Origin of the sequence: Pedobacter sp. Leaf176 (assembly GCF_001424305.1) — a bacterium.
GTDB lineage: Bacteria > Bacteroidota > Bacteroidia > Sphingobacteriales > Sphingobacteriaceae > Pedobacter.
This window is the reverse complement of the sequence record NZ_LMPD01000002.1, coordinates 749,457-769,368: the sequence shown is the minus strand read 5'-3', so window position 1 is coordinate 769,368 and position 19,912 is coordinate 749,457. Positions and strand designations below refer to the sequence as shown.

General features: G+C 38.0%; 12 protein-coding genes. 1 reads left to right on the top strand and 11 read right to left on the bottom strand.

The window, feature by feature from the left end:
• Positions 1-684 precede the first annotated feature (684 nt).
• On the top strand, positions 685-1,665 hold the full coding sequence (locus ASF92_RS08820; protein WP_056090986.1) for an acyl-ACP desaturase: 981 nt from the start codon (positions 685-687) through the stop codon (positions 1,663-1,665).
• A 64-nt stretch (positions 1,666-1,729) separates the two neighbouring features.
• Here the strand turns inward: ASF92_RS08820 and ASF92_RS08815 are convergent, their stop codons facing one another.
• From ASF92_RS08815 to ASF92_RS08765, 11 genes are all read right to left on the bottom strand, one after another.
• Positions 1,730-5,125 carry a methylmalonyl-CoA mutase family protein gene (locus ASF92_RS08815; protein WP_056090982.1) on the bottom strand — a complete coding sequence of 1,132 codons (3,396 nt, stop codon included), beginning with the start codon at positions 5,123-5,125 and terminating at the stop codon, positions 1,730-1,732.
• Between the two features lie 492 nt (positions 5,126-5,617).
• Positions 5,618-7,273, bottom strand: coding sequence for an alkaline phosphatase PafA (gene pafA / locus ASF92_RS08810; protein WP_056090979.1), 1,656 nt, complete (start codon positions 7,271-7,273; stop codon positions 5,618-5,620).
• Positions 7,274-7,341: 68 nt separating this feature from the next.
• Complete coding sequence (locus ASF92_RS08805; protein WP_056090977.1) at positions 7,342-8,631, bottom strand: folylpolyglutamate synthase/dihydrofolate synthase family protein; 1,290 nt, start codon at positions 8,629-8,631, stop codon at positions 7,342-7,344.
• Between the two features lie 117 nt (positions 8,632-8,748).
• The gene (locus ASF92_RS08800) at positions 8,749-9,564 is read right to left on the bottom strand and encodes a hypothetical protein (RefSeq protein WP_056090974.1); all 816 of its coding nucleotides are present in this window, start codon (positions 9,562-9,564) and stop codon (positions 8,749-8,751) included.
• Entirely contained in the window at positions 9,564-9,965 is a 402-nt protein-coding gene (locus ASF92_RS08795; protein WP_056090971.1) for a biopolymer transporter ExbD, read from the bottom strand. Before ASF92_RS08795 ends, ASF92_RS08800 begins: the two co-directional genes overlap by 1 nt.
• Entirely contained in the window at positions 9,965-10,669 is a 705-nt protein-coding gene (locus tag ASF92_RS08790) for a MotA/TolQ/ExbB proton channel family protein (protein WP_056090969.1), read from the bottom strand. The genes ASF92_RS08795 and ASF92_RS08790 overlap by 1 nt, the downstream gene beginning before the upstream one ends.
• The gene (locus ASF92_RS08785) at positions 10,669-12,321 is read right to left on the bottom strand and encodes an SPOR domain-containing protein (protein WP_056090966.1); all 1,653 of its coding nucleotides are present in this window, start codon (positions 12,319-12,321) and stop codon (positions 10,669-10,671) included. Before ASF92_RS08785 ends, ASF92_RS08790 begins: the two co-directional genes overlap by 1 nt.
• Positions 12,322-12,371: 50 nt before the next feature.
• A complete protein-coding gene (locus ASF92_RS08780; protein WP_056090964.1) occupies positions 12,372-14,069 on the bottom strand; it encodes a TonB-dependent receptor in 1,698 nt (565 codons plus the stop codon).
• A gap of 4 nt (positions 14,070-14,073) precedes the next feature.
• Complete coding sequence (locus tag ASF92_RS08775; RefSeq protein ID WP_056090962.1) at positions 14,074-17,100, bottom strand: tetratricopeptide repeat protein; 3,027 nt, start codon at positions 17,098-17,100, stop codon at positions 14,074-14,076.
• 316 nt (positions 17,101-17,416) lie between these two features.
• Entirely contained in the window at positions 17,417-18,547 is a 1,131-nt protein-coding gene (gene hppD, locus ASF92_RS08770; RefSeq protein ID WP_056090954.1) for a 4-hydroxyphenylpyruvate dioxygenase, read from the bottom strand.
• 58 nt (positions 18,548-18,605) lie between these two features.
• Positions 18,606-19,772, bottom strand: coding sequence for a homogentisate 1,2-dioxygenase (locus ASF92_RS08765; protein WP_056090951.1), 1,167 nt, complete (start codon positions 19,770-19,772; stop codon positions 18,606-18,608).
• Between the last annotated feature and the right edge of the window lie 140 nt (positions 19,773-19,912).

Here is a 19,912-nt window from a genome sequence, read left to right as displayed (position 1 = left end):
GTGGGAGAGTAGGTCGGTGCCAAATCTTAAAAGCCTCTAACAGGCGTTTAACCTCAAGCCCTTGCAGTAACAACTGCAGGGGTTTTTTGGTTTAATAAACTTAAGCTCAAAGACTAAAGCAGAAAGACCAAAGAACACCGTCTAAAGACCAAAGACCAAAGCGCAAAACAAAAAGCGAACAACGAACGATATGCGATTCGCAGGTAACAGGCCTGCTGAAGGAACCACAAAACCCTAATAGCTAAACCCGGTGGCAGCGGAAATCCTTTTCGGGCTATAAACAAACTTCCTTCTTCCTGAATAACCTCTTCCCGAAAAGATTGCAGCATACAACGGGACTGAAAAAGCTATGGAATGCTNCAGCGGAAATCCTTTTCGGGCTATAAACAAACTTCCTTCTTCCTGAATAACCTCTTCCCGAAAAGATTGCAGCATACAACGGGACTGAAAAAGCTATGGAATGCTCACGTTCGTTTTCTGATATTTTAAGCTGACAATAATAGTAAGCACATATTAGTCGCTAATTGTAGAACGGCTATTAAACCCAGTGGTAAAAGCAGTTTATTAACAATAAAAACTAGTAAACTTAATTATAATAAAACTCATTATTGGCATTTGTGTTAATATTATAAGGTTTGCCACAATATTTGGTTATCTTTGTTAACAACACATATAAATATAATAATGAGTTTTTTTGCAGATAAAAGACGGGAAGTAATGGTGCATATTGAAAAATATATGCTGGAATCTATGGGTACCTATTTGAAGCCAATTGATACTAATTGGCAACCTTCAGATTTCTTACCTGACTCCACAAGTGAAACATTTTATCAAGATATTAGAAACTTAAGAGACAGTGCTAAAGACCTTTCGTACGATTTAGTGGCTGTCTTAATAGGTGATACGATTACTGAAGAGGCATTGCCTACTTATGAGTCGTGGTTAGCTATGGTTGATGGACATAGCAAAGATGAAGAAGGTGGTTGGATGAAGTGGGTTCGTCATTGGACAGCTGAAGAAAATCGTCATGGTGATTTATTAAATAAGTATTTATATCTTTCTGGCCGTGTCGATATGCGACAAATGGAAATTTCTACGCAGTATTTAATTGCTGATGGTTTTGATATCGGAACAGGGCATGATCCATATAGAAATTTCATTTACACCAGCTTTCAGGAGTTAGCAACTAATGTTTCTCATAGAAGAGTGGCATCTTTGGCAAAAAAAGACGGTGACACTTTGTTATCAAAGATGTGCGGCGTTATCGCTTCGGATGAAGCCCGACATGCCAAGGCTTACAAAGACTTTATGAACCGCATTTTTGAGGTTGATCCAAATGAGGCAATGTTAGCTTTCGAAGACATGATGCGTAAGAAAATTGTTATGCCTGCGCATTTTTTACGTGAAGTAGGATTAAAAATTGGGCAAACTTTTGGCCATTTTACTGATGCGGCTCAGCGATTAGGTGTCTACACAGCAGTCGATTATGTAGAGATTATGCAGCAATTGATTATCGATTGGAAAATTGAAGGTATGCGTGATTTAGATGACGCAGGTGAAAAGGCTCGTGATTACATTATGAACTTGCCGTCGCGCTTACTTCGTGTTGCAGAAAGAATGAAAAACCCTACAATTGATTATAAATTCAGTTGGATAGCGGGTTAATGTTTAGTTGTTAGTTAATATAAAATATTTTAAGCCATGATTTTTAATCATGGCTTTTTTTAATTTACATATTTCTGCGATACTGGCCACCAACTTCATATAGTGCTTTGCTGATTTGTCCTAAAGAACAAGTTTTACAAACTTCCATCAGTTGTTCGAAAATATTATCACCTGCAATTGCTGCTTTTTGCAGTTCTTTTAGAAGTTGCGACGCATGGTCTTCATTCCGATCCTGGAAAGCTTTTAAGGTTTCTATCTGGTACTGCTTTTCTTCTTCAGTAGCACGGATAACTTCACCAGGAACAATTGTTGGAGAGCCATTCTTATTAAGAAAGGTGTTTACCCCAACGATAGGATATTCTCCTGTATGCTTAAGTGTTTCGTAATACAAGCTTTCTTCCTGTATTTTTCCACGTTGATACATGGTTTCCATTGCACCTAAAACACCGCCACGGTCGTTAATCCGCCGAAACTCTTCCAATACTGCATCCTCAACCAAATCAGTTAGTTCTTCAATAATAAATGCACCCTGCAACGGGTTTTCATTTTTAGCCAATCCCAGTTCTCTATTTATAATAAGCTGGATGGCCATTGCCCTTCGTACGGATTCTTCCGTTGGCGTGGTAATGGCTTCATCGTAGGCATTGGTATGTAGGGAATTGCAATTGTCATAAATTGCATATAATGCCTGCAATGTGGTACGAATGTCGTTAAAATCTATCTCCTGGGCGTGCAAAGAACGTCCGGATGTTTGAATGTGGTATTTTAGTTTTTGCGAACGGTCATTTCCTTTATATTTATTTTTTATAGCTTTCGCCCAGATACGTCTTGCTACGCGACCAATAACGGCGTATTCCGGATCGATTCCATTGGAAAAGAAGAAAGATAAATTCGGCGCAAAATCATCTATATGCATGCCGCGGCTTAAGTAATATTCTACAAATGTAAATCCGTTACTCAGGGTAAAAGCCAGCTGTGAAATTGGATTTGCGCCCGCTTCTGCTATATGATAGCCTGAAATGGAAACAGAATAAAAGTTACGTACTTTTTCATCGATGAAATATTTCTGAATGTCGCCCATCATTCTTAATGCAAATTCTGTTGAGAAAATACAGGTGTTTTGTGCTTGGTCTTCTTTTAAAATATCTGCCTGTACTGTACCTCTGACTGAACTGATTGCATAAGCTTTAATTTTTGCATAAACATCAGCAGGTAGAACCTGGTCACCTGTCAAACCTAAAAGCATCAATCCTAAACCATTATTTCCTTCCGGTAAAGCACCGTTATAAACAGGCCTTTTAATGTTCTTATCTTTAAAAATCCCATCTATTTTTTCAGACACGTCCTTTTCCAATCCGTTTTCTATTATGTATTTTTCACACTGCTGGTCGATTGCCGCATTCATGAAAAAGCCTAAAAGCATGGGTGCCGGACCATTAATTGTCATGGACACGGAAGTAGATGGCGCACAAAGATCGAAACCAGAATATAATTTCTTGGCATCATCTAAAGTCGCAATACTTACGCCGGAGTTTCCAATTTTGCCGTAAATATCAGGGCGAATGTGTGGGTCCTCACCGTAAAGCGTAACAGAATCGAAAGCGGTCGACAGCCTGTGAGCAGGCTGACCTAATGACACATAATGAAAGCGTTTATTTGTGCGCTCAGGGCCGCCTTCACCAGCAAACATACGTGTGGGATCTTCTCCTTCGCGTTTCAAAGGGAAAACACCTGCAGCATATGGGAATTCTCCAGGAAGGTTTTCAGTTAATAGCCACCGAAGAATATCGCCCCAATCTTCATAACGCGGTAGAGAGACTTTAGGGATGTTTAATTTTGAAAGCGATTCGTAAAAAAGTGGCAGCTTAATTTCCTTATCACGTACTTTATAAATGAAAAAGGCCTCCTTATAACTTTTCTTGGTTTCCGGCCATTGGCGTAACAGTCGTTTGCATTCGCCATCCAGTTGTTCTTCGAAATAGGCGTAGGTTGTATTTAAATTTTTTAATACCCCGTCCTGTGGATAACCCTCTGGAAGAGGGACATTATTATCATTTAGTAAATCCATCACACCTTTCAGTTGATACATTTTCCTGGCGATGGAACTTTGTTTATCAACCCATTCGTTATAAGTTTGACTGGCTTCGGCAATTTCAGCCAGATAACGAATTCTATCAGGAGGTATAATATAAATTTTTTCGGACTGCTCGGCAGTTAATTCCATTTTGGCCTTGAAATCCGTTCCCGTTTTAGCTTTTATCTGCTCCATTAAGGCAACAAATAAGTTGTTCATGCCGGGGTCGTTAAACTGTGAAGCCATAGTTCCATACACCGGAATTTCTTCGTCTTTAGCATCAAAAATATTATGGTTGCGCTTGTATTGTTTACGGACATCACGTAGCGCATCCAGTGCACCTCTTTTATCGAATTTATTGATTGCAACCAAGTCAGCAAAGTCGAGCATATCAATTTTTTCCAATTGTGTTGCTGCACCAAATTCTGGTGTCATTACGTATAAAGAAACATCACAATGTTCAGTAATTTCTGTATCAGATTGTCCGATTCCGGAGGTTTCGACAATAATCAAATCATAACCGGCAGCCTTACAGATATCGATACTTTCCTGAACATTTTTAGAAAGCGCTAAATTTGCCTGCCTGGTTGCCAGGGAACGCATGTAAACCCTTGGATTATTAATGGCATTCATGCGGATTCGATCGCCTAGCAATGCGCCTCCGGTTTTTCTTTTCGACGGGTCGACGGAAATTATTGCCAGTGTTTTATCTTCTACTTCGACTAAAAATCTACGTACCAATTCATCTACTAACGATGATTTTCCCGCACCGCCTGTTCCGGTAATACCTAAAATGGGTGCCCTGTTATTTACCGACAGTTGTTTAAGTTCTTCAACAAATTTTTGTGTGCCCTCCGGATCATTTTCTGCTACGGTTATCGCTCCTGCAATTGCTTTTATGTCTTTTCTCGGAATGGTATTTAATTCATCAGTTATGCTAGATTTAGTAACGAAATCCGTTTTTTCTAACATATCATTAATCATTCCCTGTAAACCCATTCTTCTTCCATCGTCAGGAGAATAGATTTTCGAAATCCCATAAGCTTCAAGTTCTGCTATTTCGGTGGGCAAAATTACGCCGCCACCACCTGCAAATATTTTGATGTGCCTTGAACCCCGCTCCTGAAGCAAGTCGAACATATACTTAAAATATTCTATGTGCCCCCCTTGATACGAAGTCATTGCAATGCCCTGAACATCTTCCTGGATAGCACAATTTACCACTTCATCAACCGATCTATTGTGACCAAGATGGATGACCTCGGCACCTGAAGACTGAAGGATACGGCGCATGATGTTAATCGTGGCATCGTGTCCGTCGAAAAGGGAGGCAGCGGTTACAAAACGGATTTTATTTTTGGGTTTGTATATTTCTACTTGTTGCATACTATGGGATTTTAAGGGTCGATGTGCTCTGATTATCAATCCTTGTTTCCAAATATATTTGGTAGGCAAATGTACTAAAATAAGCTGCTTAAATAACGAATACCCTATACTGTTATGGCTTTTAGTTCAGTTATAAATACAAGGGTTAAGCCAACTGATATCATCGAATTTGCATCACAAGTGAAGTTTAAGGTTCTGGTATAAATTGGAAGGATTGCCTGCATTCGTCCAATTCGAGCATGGGCGTGAGTTTGTCGGCAGTATATGTTAATCATCAAAAAAAAATTATGATTTCTACCATATAAGGCATTAAAAACATGAAAGCCGTAACGCAAAATTACTAGATCGAATCTCAGGTTGTGTTAAGGTGACTAAGGTGGTTCAGGATAAACTAGTCGTTTATATTTTATCACCACCTAAGTCACCTGAGATCATCTTAGTGTTTACCTGTATAAACAAAAAAACTATGCCGGTGAAGCATAGTTTCTTAAATTATTTGTTTGTTATTTCTGTTATTGGTTCTCCAACGCAACCATTTGGCATTTGGATGTGAAGCAATGCAGCCAGAGTTGGTGCAATATCAGTCATATAATGTGTTTTGTTAGATGCACCTGGTTTTATACCCCAACCCATAAATACCAATGGAATATGGGCATCGTAAGGATTCCAGTTTCCATGCGTGGTTCCGGTGCTGCCTCCATTAAACCAGTTAGGATCTAAAATATAGTATAAATCTCCACTTCTTCGGGCATTGTAACCATTAGTTATCATTGTCTTTTGAATTTCCGGGATTGTAGCCATTGCGATTCTTGATATGTCAACGACGTTTGCAAAACCATCCATTCTTTTTAAGAACTCAATAGATGCTGATTTTATTACATCAAAGCTAACTGTTCCATTATCTGTTTTATCATGATCAAAGATGATTTGATTGTTCATGGATTTCAACACAACATTATTTACCTTAAATTTATCATTTAAAAAACTGTTCAGTTTAAAAACAATGTCTCTATCGCTTACTGTGCCTCCAGGAAGTTTATTTTCCTTCATAAAACCAGGGACATGGGCAACGCCATGATCTGCACTTAAGAATACCGTATAATTGCCTTTACCAACTTTTTTATCCAGGTAGTTAAAAAACTCCTCGAAATCTTTATCCAATCGAAGATAGGTATCTTCTGCTTCAATGGAGTTCGGCCCATAAGCATGCCCAACATAATCTGTTGCTGAACAGCTCACCGCCAGGAAATCTGTAATGTTATCCTGACCAAGATCTTCTGATAAAATAGCCAGTTTGGCTAAGTCGAGCGTAATTGTATTCCCATATGGCGTACTTCTTACAGCGTCGAAATTTTTATCAATGTATTGTGTAAGCTGGTGCGGGAATGTACTTGCTTTGCCTTCGTAATCTTTTTGGTCAGCCGTGCTATTTATGTAAGTATTTATTGGGTTTAAGGTTTCCCAGTTTTTAGCGTAAAATTTATTGGCCAGCTTTAGCTTGTTGTAATCAGCAATCCAGGCAGGAACTTCTTTCATATAATAAGAGCTGGTAATCCAGTTTCCCGTACTACCCTGATACCAATAGGCTGCATTTGCAGCATGGCCAGCTGGTAGAATGGAACCCCTGTCTTTTAGCGAAATTCCAATCACTTTTCCTTTAAAGTTGGTCGCTAATCTTAATTCATCCGTAATTGTAGTTGCCAGTAAGTTTTTTGGCGACATATTTCCTTCAGTGGATGGCGTGCTCCCTACCGTGACAACACTTGAGTCTTCGGTACAATAGACGTTCTTTTTGGTTTCAGAATTATACCAGTCGTTGCCTATAATTCCGTGAATTGCCGGGACTGAACCAGTATAAATGGTTGTATGACCAACAGCCGTGTAGGTTGGTGTATATGGTATAAAGGTATTCTCAACCGAGAACCCTTCGTTGATTAATCTTTTAAATCCACCGTTTGAATATCGGTTATAGTATCGGTATAAGTAATCCCAACGCATTTGGTCAACCACCAAACCAACAACTAATTTTGGTCTTGCCACTTCGGCCGGGAATGCCTTAGTTATTGTATTTATTTTTTTTGTTTGAGCCGAAACAGTAGAGAGGGATAAGATAGATAGGGAAACGATTAAGCTCGAAATTTTCTTCATTCTGTTTTTTTTAAAGGCTAAAAGTAGTAAAATTTAGATGAAGAATTTTTGAACATTCTGTAAAGTTTTTATAGCGCTTCTGCAACTACAAAGGTGCTGCCGCCAATGAAAACCATATCATTTTTTAATGCTTTTTCGATAGCCGAATTTTTTGCTTCCAAAACTGAATTATAAACCATACCCGATAGACCAAATTCAGCAGCCTGTTGTTGAAGTTCATTTGGATCCAGGCCACGTTCAATCTCGGGTTTGCAGAAATAGTATTGGGCATGTTGTGGCATTAAGAATAAAACCCTGGTGATGTCTTTGTCTTTCACCATCCCGAACACAATATGAAGATTCTTGTAAGGCGTTTCTTCGATGTTTTTTATTACTTCAGTTATCCCAGCTTCATTATGCCCGGTATCGCAAATAACCAAAGGGTTTTTGCCTAACGTTTGCCATCGACCCTGGAGTCCGGTTAATTTTTTAACCTGCTTTAAGCCTTCATAAATAGCGTGTTTTGTAATTTTTGTTTCAGTTCGCTGGCTTAAAATTTCTAATGTTTTTATCACCGTTATAATATTTTTCGGTTGATAAAGCCCTGTTAGATCGCTTTTTAAATTCGGATACTTAAGTTCATCACCCTCATGTATAGAAAGTTGAAGAATGCTATTTTTTATTAAGATTTTTTTCGCTTGTAGCAACTCGTCGGCAAAAAAAAATGGCGCATTTACGTCTTTGGCTTTTTTAAGGAAAACTGGTTTAGATTCTGATTGTGTTTCACCAATTACTACAGGAATACCTTTTTTAATAATACCTGCTTTCTCTCCGGCAATTTCCTGCAGGGTATTTCCTAGCATATTCGTGTGATCGAAACTGATGTTCGTAATTACCGAAATTTCCGGTGTGATAATGTTGGTTGAATCTAACCGCCCGCCCAAGCCAACTTCTATTACTGCAATATCTACCTGGTGTTTCGCAAAATGTTCGAATGCCATTGCGACTGTAGCCTCAAAAAAAGATGGCTCGATTTCGTAAATTAACTTTTTGTTCGCCGCAACGAAAGATTTGACTTCGGCTTTGCTTATCATTTTTCCATTTATACGAATCCGTTCTCGAAAGTCTTTAAGGTGTGGAGATGTATAAAGCCCTGTTTTTAAACCCTGTGCCTGCAAAACCGAAGCCAGCATATGCGAAGTTGACCCTTTTCCATTTGTACCGGCAACATGAATGGTTTTGAATTTATTTTGAGGATTACCTAAAGCCTCGCATAAAATTATGGTATTTGTTAAATCCTTTTTAAATGCGGATGCACCAACCCTGGTAAACATGGGCAGTTTGCTGTATAGGAAATCTAGCGTTTGCTGGTAGTTCATAATATTTGTCAAATATAGGTTGACTAATTTAATTATGAAATGAAATAGAAAATTGAAGCCTTAGTTACTGTCTGCAGGTTACAGACCATACGAATGCATTGAATTAAATGGTTGTAATTAGTTACGTTTGAAATTAAATACAACAACGCCGGTTTCATTGTCAGAACTGATATCAGAACTATTCAAAGAAGAATTCATCACGGCTTCAATACATTTATCAACGAGTTTTTTAGTCAAAATGGTTGAACCTCTTAATTCTTGTTTTGCCCTGGTAATATTTCCAGATTTATTGAAATAGATTCTGATGGCAACCTTGCCTTCTTCCTGCCCGTCATCTTTCGGAACAACAAGATTAGAAAAACGCCTTAATTCAATCGGTTTATTCCCAAAGCCTGAACCGCCTTTTCCATAATTATTGGCTAAAGGGTCTCCATTTACAGAGCCTTGGTTGCCTGGCGTATTACCTGTACCATCGCCACCACCCTGGCCTGTATTTTTTTTGCCTTTATATAATGCGTTCTGATTAATAACGGGCTTAGATGGTTTATCTTCCGCAGTCGTCGTTGGTGTAGTGGTTGTTGGCTTCGATTTTTTGGTATTTACACTAATCGCATCCTCAGTATTTTGGGTTTGAATTTCCTTATCGCTGGTCTGCGATTCCGTATTGTGCGTAACCTTTTCTTCAGGTACAACTTTATCCGGGCGTTTGTTATTTGCATTCGGATCGGCAGAGGGCTCTTCAATGCTTGTATAATCATCACCCATCCCGGTTTCGGCAGTTCCGTAATTTACCACCATACCGCCCATGCCTAAATCTTCGGGCGGCTGAAAAGAATTTATAACAATTAAAAAGCTTATCGCAAGCAAAACCCCCATTATTCCGGTGGATATTGCAACAGCTTTAGGATAATTATTTTCTTCTTTATAGTTCATTATTTTTTAGGCTCTACTGCTAAAACAAGTTTTAATTTCAATTTGTTCGCTACATCATATGCAACCATTATATTTTCTGCAGGCACGTTTTTAGCCACATATAAAATAATGGTCATATCGGGTGCTAGTTTTTGGTAAGCTTCTACAGCTGTCTGTAAACTTTCAGCAGTTGCCGGTTTTTTATCAACGAAATAATTTAAATTTTCGTCTATACTAACCGTTACAGCCTTTTTTGCCGTAGATTGCTGTCCGCTCGAGGATTGAGGCAATAACAACTTAACAACTTGTGGATTTACAACAGCTGATGCCAGTAGAAAAAATAGCATCAGGAAGAACATAATGTCGTTTAATGCCGACGTATGTACTTCTACAGCGCCTTTTGTTCTTTTTCTTAAATTCATTATTTACCTGGTTCTTCTAATAAATCAATAAAATCAATTGCATCAGTTTCCATTTTCAAAATGATTTTTTCAACCATGATATTTAAAATGTGGTATAAAACGTAGGCGATAATACCAATGATTAAGCCTGTGGCTGAAGTAATCATTTTAGTGTACAATCCACCCGAAATTGTACCGATTTCAATTGCACCTTTAATTGATACCTGGTGAAAAATTGTAATTACCCCAACGATTGTACCCACGAATCCCAGCATCGGTGCAATACCTGCAACGATACCTAAAATGCTGATGTTTTTTTCGAGTTTCGCAACTTCCAGTTTGCCAACGTTTTCAATTGCACCTTCAATATCTTTAATCGGGCGGCCAATTCTTTTTAATCCTTTTTGCAACATGCGGGAAAGGGGCGAGTTGTTGTTTCTTAATAAAGCAGAAGCCCCATCAAGGTTGCCAGATTGAATATATGATCTGATTTGAACCATTAAGTTTGATTCATCCTTAGTAGATTTCTTAATGGTTAAATAACGTTCAACAAAAATAACCAAAGCAAGAAAAGCTAAAAATGCCAGTGGTATCATTACCCAACCACCTTTAAATAACAAATCAATAAAATGTAATTCCGGTGCTGGCTGAGATAATGTTGGATTTATGGCGTTTGCGGTATCCTGAATCGCTTGCGTGGTGTCTTGAATTAATAAAGTTATCATTATGGTTGTGTGTTGTTTTTTATTTCTTTAACATAAAATCCTTCTCCTTTTAATCTTTTTTGAAGGATATTCTTCTCCTTTTCAGCTTCCTCTCTTGTAGCAAAACTGGCAATGCTGACTTTTTTTCTTTTACCTTCCATTTTGGCAATGATTGCATTCAGGCCAATTTTTTTAACCTTATCAATGTAACGTTGCGCGGCAGCTTCTGTTGCATAGGAAACTGAAATAACGTGGAAAGAAGATGTTGGAGCAGTTTTACTTGTCTTTACATTACTAACGTTGGTTTTGGTATTGACAGTATCCAATTTTCCAGTAACCTGGTTTGCTTTTAAAATGCTATCCGTTTTTGCAATCGAATCTTGTTTTATTTTTGCTGGATCTATTTTACGAGATTTTGATGTGTCTACGGCTGTAGTTGATAAAGCCGATGTTTGCACTTTCGGTGAATTACCGAACCAATCAGGTTTAACAAAATAAAGGACAACGGCAACTAAGATTAAAACAAATAGCGCAATCCAAACTTTAGTCCAGGCGGATTTGTTTTCATCTTCCTCCAAAACCTCATATGCTATTGGATCGTGCCCAAAACGATTCGGATGCTCAGCATGTTGTTCTTTAATAAATTCAGGAGCATCAATTATCGGCTCCTTTTCAATTTCGTCTTCTAAAATGATATATGTTTTTGGTTCTTCCGATTCAGGTTGATGTCCAAAACGATTCGGATGTTCTTCATGTTGTTCTTTAATAAATTCAGGAGCTTCAATTATTGGCTCCTCTTTAATTTCATCTTCAGAAAGGGCAGATTTATTTTCTTCTTCTGATTCAGGTTGGTGACCAAAACGATTTGGGTATTCTTCATGTTGCTCTTTAATAAATTGAGGAGCTTCTTTTACGACTTCCTCCGATTTGGTATCGTCCTTTAAATCAGCATTTATTTTCGGAATCTCCGATTCAGGTTGATGTCCAAAGCGGTATGGATGTTCTTCGTGTTGTTCTATTACGGAGTCCGGAACATTTATGTCTTGAGTTTCCGAATCTTTTTCTATTTCCTGGTTGTAATTCGACAAGGTTTGCCTTAAGTCATCCTTAACCTCGTCCAATTCTACATTTTCAATAACAGGTAAAATTTCTTCAGCGGGAAAAGATCGGTCTTCAGCTGGTTCATGAGCAATCTCATCAGATTTTTTACCCTCATTTTCCTGTAATCCTGACGGTTTTGCTTTTAAATCAAACTCAGGGATTACTTCTGACTCAGCAATAGCTGGTAAACCAAAAAATTCAGAACCGTAATTTATATTTTTTGAAGGCTCAAAACTTAAGCCTTCGTGTTCAGTATAAAACAAACGACCAATATTTTCCAATTCAGCCTCGTGTTCTATTTCAAGTTTTTTATGAGTTTCCTCTACAAACCTAGAAATATAATAAGCCGCACCATCTTTGGAAATGTTTCTGCTTTCAGCAATATAGTTTGGGAGCAATTCTTCATCCTTGACTTCGGTAGTAAATTGCAACGAATACCCAGGAGGTAAAAAAGATTGTTTTTCTTTATCATATCTGCCGGCGAATTTTTTCTTAAAAAAAGTACCCAGTCCGATTAATCCAATCGAATTACGCTGCTTTAAGAGTTCTGAAAGGTATAATAAGATGTCCATTCCGGTAAAATTAGCGTTTTATTCTAAATCGTCAATATAAATGACGCTAATTAAAATGAATAAGTTAATCCGCCAAACATATTAAAACCGTTTACTTGATAAAATAAGTACCTGCTATAATTGGTGTTCAGTATGTTATTTGCTTTTGCGAAAACTGAGAACTTATTATTTATTCTATATTCTGCACCAACACCTAAGTCTACATAACCTTTAACTGTTTGGATAAGTTCTATATTGGTATTAGGAACCACATATTGCGTCGGAGGAACTGGTGCACCCGTATACATTTTTGCTTTAACATCGTCCTGTATTACTACACCTGCATTAAAGCTCAGTTTTTTATTATAAGTATATAAGAAGTTTGAACTTACCTTTAACCCAGGTTTAAACCAGCTATAGGTTTCGGAGACAGGTTTATAATCATCAACATTTAACTTGCCTGTCCATTTTAATGCATCGCTAACTTGTACAGATATTTCACCTTCCAGACCGGTAATTTTTGCTTTACCAAAATCATAGATGACATCAAACTTATTAAAGTCAGTAAAATTATTAACAAACAAAGGCATGTCATCAATTTGTTTCATATAAAATCTGGCTTTATACCCGAAACCCGGTCCGCCTGTTCCTTTTATGCCCGCACTGATGCTTAACTTTTCTACTGAATTTTTAACAAGGATATTACTGTTTAACCATGGGTTTTCATCTGTGAAGTTTTTCAGAGAATTGCGGTTGACATCGCCTTTAACTTCACCGAAAACCTGTAGATAGTCAGGGATTAAGGTGAAATCGGCCGTAATAGCTGGGAATATTCTTGTGCTGCTGTAAGCGCCGAATTCCTGAACAAAATTAATTCCCGCGGTAACTTTAGCACCTTTTACCTGTAAGCGGATGTAAGGATTCAAACGCAATAGATTATTTCCCACGCTTGTTGTTAAATCTTTTGTACTGCCAAATTCCGTGGATGCTGCAAGGCCAAGGTTTAATGAACTAATTCTTTTATTTAAATAACCATTCACGGTTAAATAACGTTCTTTAGCACTAAATTTATCGTTCCAGACGTAGCCGTTTGCTTTCACAGCATAACTGAAAGCATCGCTGTCTTCCTCATAATTTTTAACTAATTCTCCTTCTGCCTCCAGTAACGTTAATGCTTGTTTCTCAGGGTTAGGGTTCAAAGTCGGACGGGCATTATCGATTCCATAAAAATATAAGCCGTTTCGTTCGAAGTTAATTCGGCCGCTAATGGTATTTTCATCCATAATACTTCGACCAAAAAGGCTGAATTGTTGTTGGCTGCTATTTTGTTTATTAAGCTTACCCTCTTGGCTGAAATGTTTAAAGTAACCGCCGACCTGCAATGCCTGATCCCGGCCATTGTTAATATAAACTTCACCAAGCAGTGTTGATAAAGAGCCAAAACCACCTTTTACATAGTTATTAATTAATTCAGTTTGTTTTTCATCCACAAGCGCTTGCGCCTGTAGTTTCTGAATATCACTATTGATTTCAAGCTTCCTGTCTGTTATACTGTAATTTAGCTTTGCTTTGTAAGTTTTAACATCATCTAAATTCGGACTTCTTCTTAGTTTTACCGCTTCAGCTAGAATTGGCTTATAAGGACGAACAACCTCAATTTCTTCACTAACGGTCGCCTTTTCTTCCTGTTTTTTTTCCTGTGCCTGAACTGTAACTATTCCAGTCGCCAGCAAAAACATCATATTGTATATATATTTATTGAACTTCATGTTGCTACTTCTTCGGGGTTAATTTTTCTAATTTTTGTTTGGCTGTAGGAATAATGTCATCTGTTTTATTATCGTAATTATCGATAATACTTAGCAGTGTACTTTTTGCCTGTAAATTATCTTTGAGCGCAACGTAATTATCTGATAACAGAATGAAGGCTTTGGCAACCCAGTAATCATAAGAAGCCATGTTATTAATTAAATCGAAGCATGTTTTTGTTGAGGTTTTAAAATCACCCTTTGTATATTCCAGAAAGGCCAGGTTGTATTTTGCCTCTGCAGCAGCAACGGTTTTAGTTTTCGCGACAACATTTTTAAATTCTTTTATGGCTGTTGTCGTATCGCCCTTTATTAGGTATGCTTTACCGGCATATAAACCTGAACTATTTTTTTCTTCTTCCGATGCTTTTTCTGATTCTTTGGTCAGTTGTGCATACTTTATCATATCATCTGCAGAATTGAGCGCCGTATATGCCTTTAACAAGTTATTGATGGCATAGCCATAATGTGCTTTGTAATCCGTTGTCGTTTCCAATCTTTTCAGGTAAACAATTGCCTCATTGTATTTTTTCTGATCTAGAAATACTTTTGAAATGCTCAACAAAGAACGTTCTGTGTAATCACTTGTCCAGTCATTTAAGATGTATTCGTAATCTGCAATGGCATCCTCAGGACGACCTAATTTGACTAGTGATTCGGCTCTTATGAATTTACCTTCTTTATCGTGAATTGCTTTTGGAAATTTATCAAAGTAGGCGTTAATGGCTTGCAATGCACCGTTGGCATCACCTTTTAAATATAGATTATTGGCGGCTGCAAAGACAATGTTATCTTGTTCTGCATTCGAATAGTTGCCAAGTGGCGTTGTACCGGCATAGCTGATAAACCCATTTGCATCACCTTTATCTACATAAATATTTTTAATGGATTCCATGGCTTGTTTGGCTTCATCGGCACTTGGATAGTCGCGGATTACTTTTTTAAATGATTCTAAAGCTGCATCATCCTGATCCTGGTTGTATTGAACCAAGCCTATAGTTACTAACGCTTTAGGTACATAACTGCTGCGCGGATATTTAGCAACCAAACCAACCAAATCCGTTTTTGATTTTTCTAAATCACCTTTATTAAAATAAGTATATGCTGTTTCAAAGCCAGCGTCATCTGCATAGTTAGAGTTAGGGAAACGCTGAAGTAAACTTTGCATGGTTGCAATTTTCACGTCGTACTGGTTTTCCAATCCCTGAATCATACCTTTCTGGAAAATGGCATAATCTTCTGCACTTGTTTTACGGCTGATGATTTTATTGTAATTGCTCATCGCGTTGCCATAATTTTTATTTACAAAATACGAATCGGCTAAACGGATGGTTGCATCATCGATAGTTTTCTGGTCTTTATCACTCCCTGCCAGAAAGCGCTCGAAATAAGTTGCCGCTTTACTGTACTTTTCATCTTCAAAGGCAGCATAAGCAAGCGCATAGTTAGCAAAATTATAAACACCGGTTTTATCCGCGTCAGGCATTTTTAAGAACTTTTCAAAAGTTGAAACGGCTTCGCCATATTTACGTAATTCGTACATTGATTCACCCTTCCAGTAGGTATTTAAGGCGTGAATTTCATTGTCTTCCGGGAATTTATCCGACCGTAGAAACATAGCGAGGGCATTTGGAAAGGCACGTTCGTTGTAAAATTCCAGGCCCCGGAAATAAGTCACTTTTTGATAAGCTTCCTTTGCTTCTAAAGTTTTATCAGGAATGGGTTCTAAAATATCAACAGCTGCCTGGTAATTTTTTGTGGTTAGCAAAACCTCACCCAAAAGCGTTTTAGCTTCGTTTATTTTTCTGGATTTTGGAAAGGTTTTAAGGAAACTCTGTGTTGCATCTAAAGCTTGCTGATGAAAATTTAATTCATAGCTCAATTTGGCATAGTTTAACCAGGCCTCTTCCTGTATTACCTTATCGAAATCCAGGCGTGATGCACGGAAAAAAGCACTTTGGGCCTTTTCTTTATTCCCTAACTGGATAAAAGCTTTACCCAACGTGAGCATACCATTTTGCAGGTAAACATCATCAGAATTTAATTTTTCCAATACAGCGACAGACTGAGTGTATTTCTTATTTTGAAATAATGAATAACCGTATTGATAAATGAATAGGTTGTTTTTTACCTCACTCTTATCCTTTGCATAGAACTCTGTAAAATATTTTTCTGCGTTTTTAAATTCAGATTTAGCGAAATAAGAAGCTGCAACCAGGCTAAGCATTTCAGGTTCGAATTGTTGTTTTGTCTTTGCAATAGCTGGTAGCGCATAGCTGATAACATCATCGTAACGTTCATCCAGGTAGTACATTGAAGTGATGTAATAAGGATAACTCGCTTCATATGTTGGTGAACCCTTTAACTTTTCAAAGTTGGCTAAAGCTGTTTTGTACTCTTTATTTAAATAATTAATATAAGCGAAATAATAGGTTGCACTTTCCTGGAACTCACCTTCTTCTTTTTTTACCTTTTCGAATAAGGGCTCCGCTTTATCGTAATCTTTAAGCATGAAATAAGCATAGCCCTGCTTGAACTGGTATTCATTCCGTTGTTTACCGGAGAGCGTTGAAGGGTCCGTTTTTTCAAACCATTCCAGTGCTTTTTCGTAGTTTTTCTGGTTAAAATAGGTCTTTCCAACATAAAAGTATGCTAGTTTAGTATTGGAATTTAAGGGGTAATCACGGATGAATGCCTGGAATAAGCTCTCTGCATCACTATTTGTTAATTCTAATGCACAAACTGCCGCATAAAATTTAGCATTTTCCTTTAATAAGGATAATTCTGCATTACTTTCTGATTGGGAGTTAGGCTTAAAGCGTTGCTGCTCAACAAGTTTAAATTGCTGCGAAGCCGCGGTATATTTCTCTTTATCTAATAATTCTAAGCCCGTTTGATAGTTCTTATTGAGGTTTTGTACCGCGCTGACTTGCGCATATGTGCTAAAACTTCCTGTTATAAGCAGCGGAATCAGTAAGTATTTTTTTTTCATTCGTGTATATCTTTCAATGGTGATGAAGCTATCATGGTCTGGTTGTTACAAACACTATATTATATCATGATGGCTCCATCAGTTTCAATTATGGTCGGTACTAAATTAAAAATAGTATCAAAGTTTATTAACAGAAGTAATTAACATCTGTTAATAACACAAATTAACGACCGGATTTTTTATTTGGTATGGCATTATAAAAAAAGCAGGTACTTAATTTTAAGTACCTGCTCTTCCAGCGAACATTAAGAATTCATGTTCAATGTATTAAAGCGTTATTATTTGGAAAAAAGGATTATTATAAAACCATTTTATTTTACAGGTTTCCCCTCAATTCCTGTTCGCGCTCCAGTGATTCGAATAATGCTTTAAAGTTTCCTGCTCCAAAGCTTTGTGCACCCTTGCGCTGGATTATTTCAAAGAAAAGTGTCGGCCGGTCTTCAATCGGTTTGGTAAATATCTGCAATAAATAACCTTCTTCGTCACAATCAACTAAAATCCCAAGACTTTCCAGCAATGAGATTTCTTCATCAATTTTACCAACCCGCTGCGGCATCATATCATAGTAGGCTTCTGGTGGAGCACTTAAAAACTCAACCCCACGTGCCTTTAATTCTTCAACTGTTTTTACAATGTCTTTGGTAGCAACTGCGATGTGCTGAACGCCTTCTCCTTCATAATATTCAAGGTACTCTTCAATCTGCGATTTCTTTTTACCCTCGGCAGGCTCATTAATCGGGAATTTTGAAAAACCATTCCCATTGCTCATTACCTTGCTCATCAATGCAGAATATTCCGTGTTAATTTGCTTATCATCGAAAGATAAAATATTTACGAAACCCATTACATCTTCATACCATTTCACGGCTTCATTCATACGGTTCCAACCTACATTACCCACGCAGTGATCGATGTATAACAGACCTGTATCCGATGGTTTATAATCACTTTCCCAATCACGGAAACCCGGCATAAAGGTGCCTGTATAATTTTTTCTCTCAATAAACATGTGAACGGTTTCGCCATAAGTATATATTCCGCTCATTTTCACCTCGCCATGCTCATCCGTTAACGTTGTTGGTTCCATATAAGCTTTAGCGCCGCGTTTGGTTGTTTCTTCAAAAGCACTATAGGCATCATCAACCCAAAGTGCTAATACTTTAACACCATCGCCGTGTTTTTTAACATGTTCCGAAATCGGATGGTCTGACTTTAGCGCCGTGGTTAATATCAGCCTGATTTTGCCTTGTTGCAAAACGTATGATGCCCGATCACGTACTCCTGTTTCCGGTCCGGCGTAGGCTAAACTTTGAAAGCCGAATGCGGTTTTGTAATAATGGGCAGCTTGCCTGGCATTGCCAACGTAAAATTCTACGTAATCCGTTCCGTTAATTGGCAGAAAATCCTGCGCTTTAGATATCTTTTCTGCGAAAGTTAGTGTTTCCATATTTTATAGTATCAAGTAGTTATTATCAAGTATCAAGATGTGATGTTTTAGGCCGATTTTATTCGATGTTGATTTGCCAGCTTTTGTGGTAGTTCTCGTCCTCAATATCCAGTGCCTCTTGAGTAAGCATCAGTGGTTTAAATGGGTCGATCATTACAGCCAGTTCATCGGTTTTTTCTTTTCCAATAGACTTTTCGACGGTTCCCGGATGCGGTCCATGGGGAATTCCGCCTGGATGCAGGGTAATCTGGCCTTTTACTACGCTTTTTCTGCTCATAAAATCGCCATCAACATAGTATAAAACTTCATCGCTATCCACGTTGCTGTGGTTGTACGGTGCAGGGATCGAATCGGGATGGTAATCGTATTTACGCGGTACAAAAGAACATACTACGAAGTTATGACCCTCAAAAGTTTGATGTACCGGTGGCGGTTGGTGCAAACGACCGGTTATGGGTTCGAAATCATGTATTGAAAAGGCATATGGGTAATGGTAGCCATCCCAACCAACATAGTCAAATGGGTGTGTACCATAAGTGTAAGGATAAATCAGGCCTTGCTTTTTAATCAATACCTTAAAATCCCCGTACTCATCATGTGTTTGCAGGTTTTCGGGTAAACGGAAGTCACGTTCACAATAAGGTGAATGTTCCATTAACTGGCCATATTGATTCATATACCTTTTTGGCGGTCGTAACGGACTGAAGCTTTCTACAATGAACATCCGGTTATTTTCATTGTCAAATTCTATTTGATAAATTGTACCCCTCGGAATAATCAGGTAATCACCATATGCAAACTTAATTTCGCCAAACCCGGTTTTAAGTTTTCCTGAACCTTCATGAACAAAAATCATTTCGTCGGCCTGGCTGTTTTTATAGAAGTAATCTGTCATCGATTTTCGCGGCGCAGCTAAAACGATGTGTAAATCGCTGTTTACTAAAACCGGTTTACGACTTTCGAGGTAATCATCCTCAGGTTTGATGTTAAACCCAATCAGGCTGGTATGCTTCAGGTGTTTTTCGCGTGCAATTTTTGGTTCAACGTTATAGGGCTCACCTAAATGCTTCACAATGGTTGGGGGGTGGCAATGGTAAACCAATGAATAGAGGCTGGAAAAACCCTCGGTTGATACCAGTTCTTCGGCATACAGATTACCATCGGGCTTACGGAAAACCGTGTGTCGTTTTGCAGGTATTTGCCCCAATTTATGATAAACAGGCATAATAATTATTTTGTGGTTAGAAAAATCTTTAGAATAAAACAATCAAAACACGAATGCGTTTCGACCAAGATGTATGCAGGAAGATTACAGAGAATATTGAGCCATGATTAATTTCGACAGCATCTTATAACGTCGCGCAG

Coding starts and splice junctions, on each gene's coding strand:
- ASF92_RS08775 (WP_056090962.1), bottom strand. CDS start 17,100: ATGAAAAAAAAATACTTACTGATTCCGCTGCTTATAACAGGAAGTTTT.
- ASF92_RS08780 (WP_056090964.1), bottom strand. CDS start 14,069: ATGAAGTTCAATAAATATATATACAATATGATGTTTTTGCTGGCGACT.
- pafA (WP_056090979.1), bottom strand. CDS start 7,273: ATGAAGAAAATTTCGAGCTTAATCGTTTCCCTATCTATCTTATCCCTC.
- ASF92_RS08815 (WP_056090982.1), bottom strand. CDS start 5,125: ATGCAACAAGTAGAAATATACAAACCCAAAAATAAAATCCGTTTTGTA.
- hppD (WP_056090954.1), bottom strand. CDS start 18,547: ATGGAAACACTAACTTTCGCAGAAAAGATATCTAAAGCGCAGGATTTT.
- ASF92_RS08790 (WP_056090969.1), bottom strand. CDS start 10,669: ATGATAACTTTATTAATTCAAGACACCACGCAAGCGATTCAGGATACC.
- ASF92_RS08805 (WP_056090977.1), bottom strand. CDS start 8,631: ATGAACTACCAGCAAACGCTAGATTTCCTATACAGCAAACTGCCCATG.
- ASF92_RS08765 (WP_056090951.1), bottom strand. CDS start 19,772: ATGCCTGTTTATCATAAATTGGGGCAAATACCTGCAAAACGACACACG.
- ASF92_RS08795 (WP_056090971.1), bottom strand. CDS start 9,965: ATGAATTTAAGAAAAAGAACAAAAGGCGCTGTAGAAGTACATACGTCG.
- ASF92_RS08800 (WP_056090974.1), bottom strand. CDS start 9,564: ATGAACTATAAAGAAGAAAATAATTATCCTAAAGCTGTTGCAATATCC.
- ASF92_RS08785 (WP_056090966.1), bottom strand. CDS start 12,321: ATGGACATCTTATTATACCTTTCAGAACTCTTAAAGCAGCGTAATTCG.
- ASF92_RS08820 (WP_056090986.1), top strand. CDS start 685: ATGAGTTTTTTTGCAGATAAAAGACGGGAAGTAATGGTGCATATTGAA.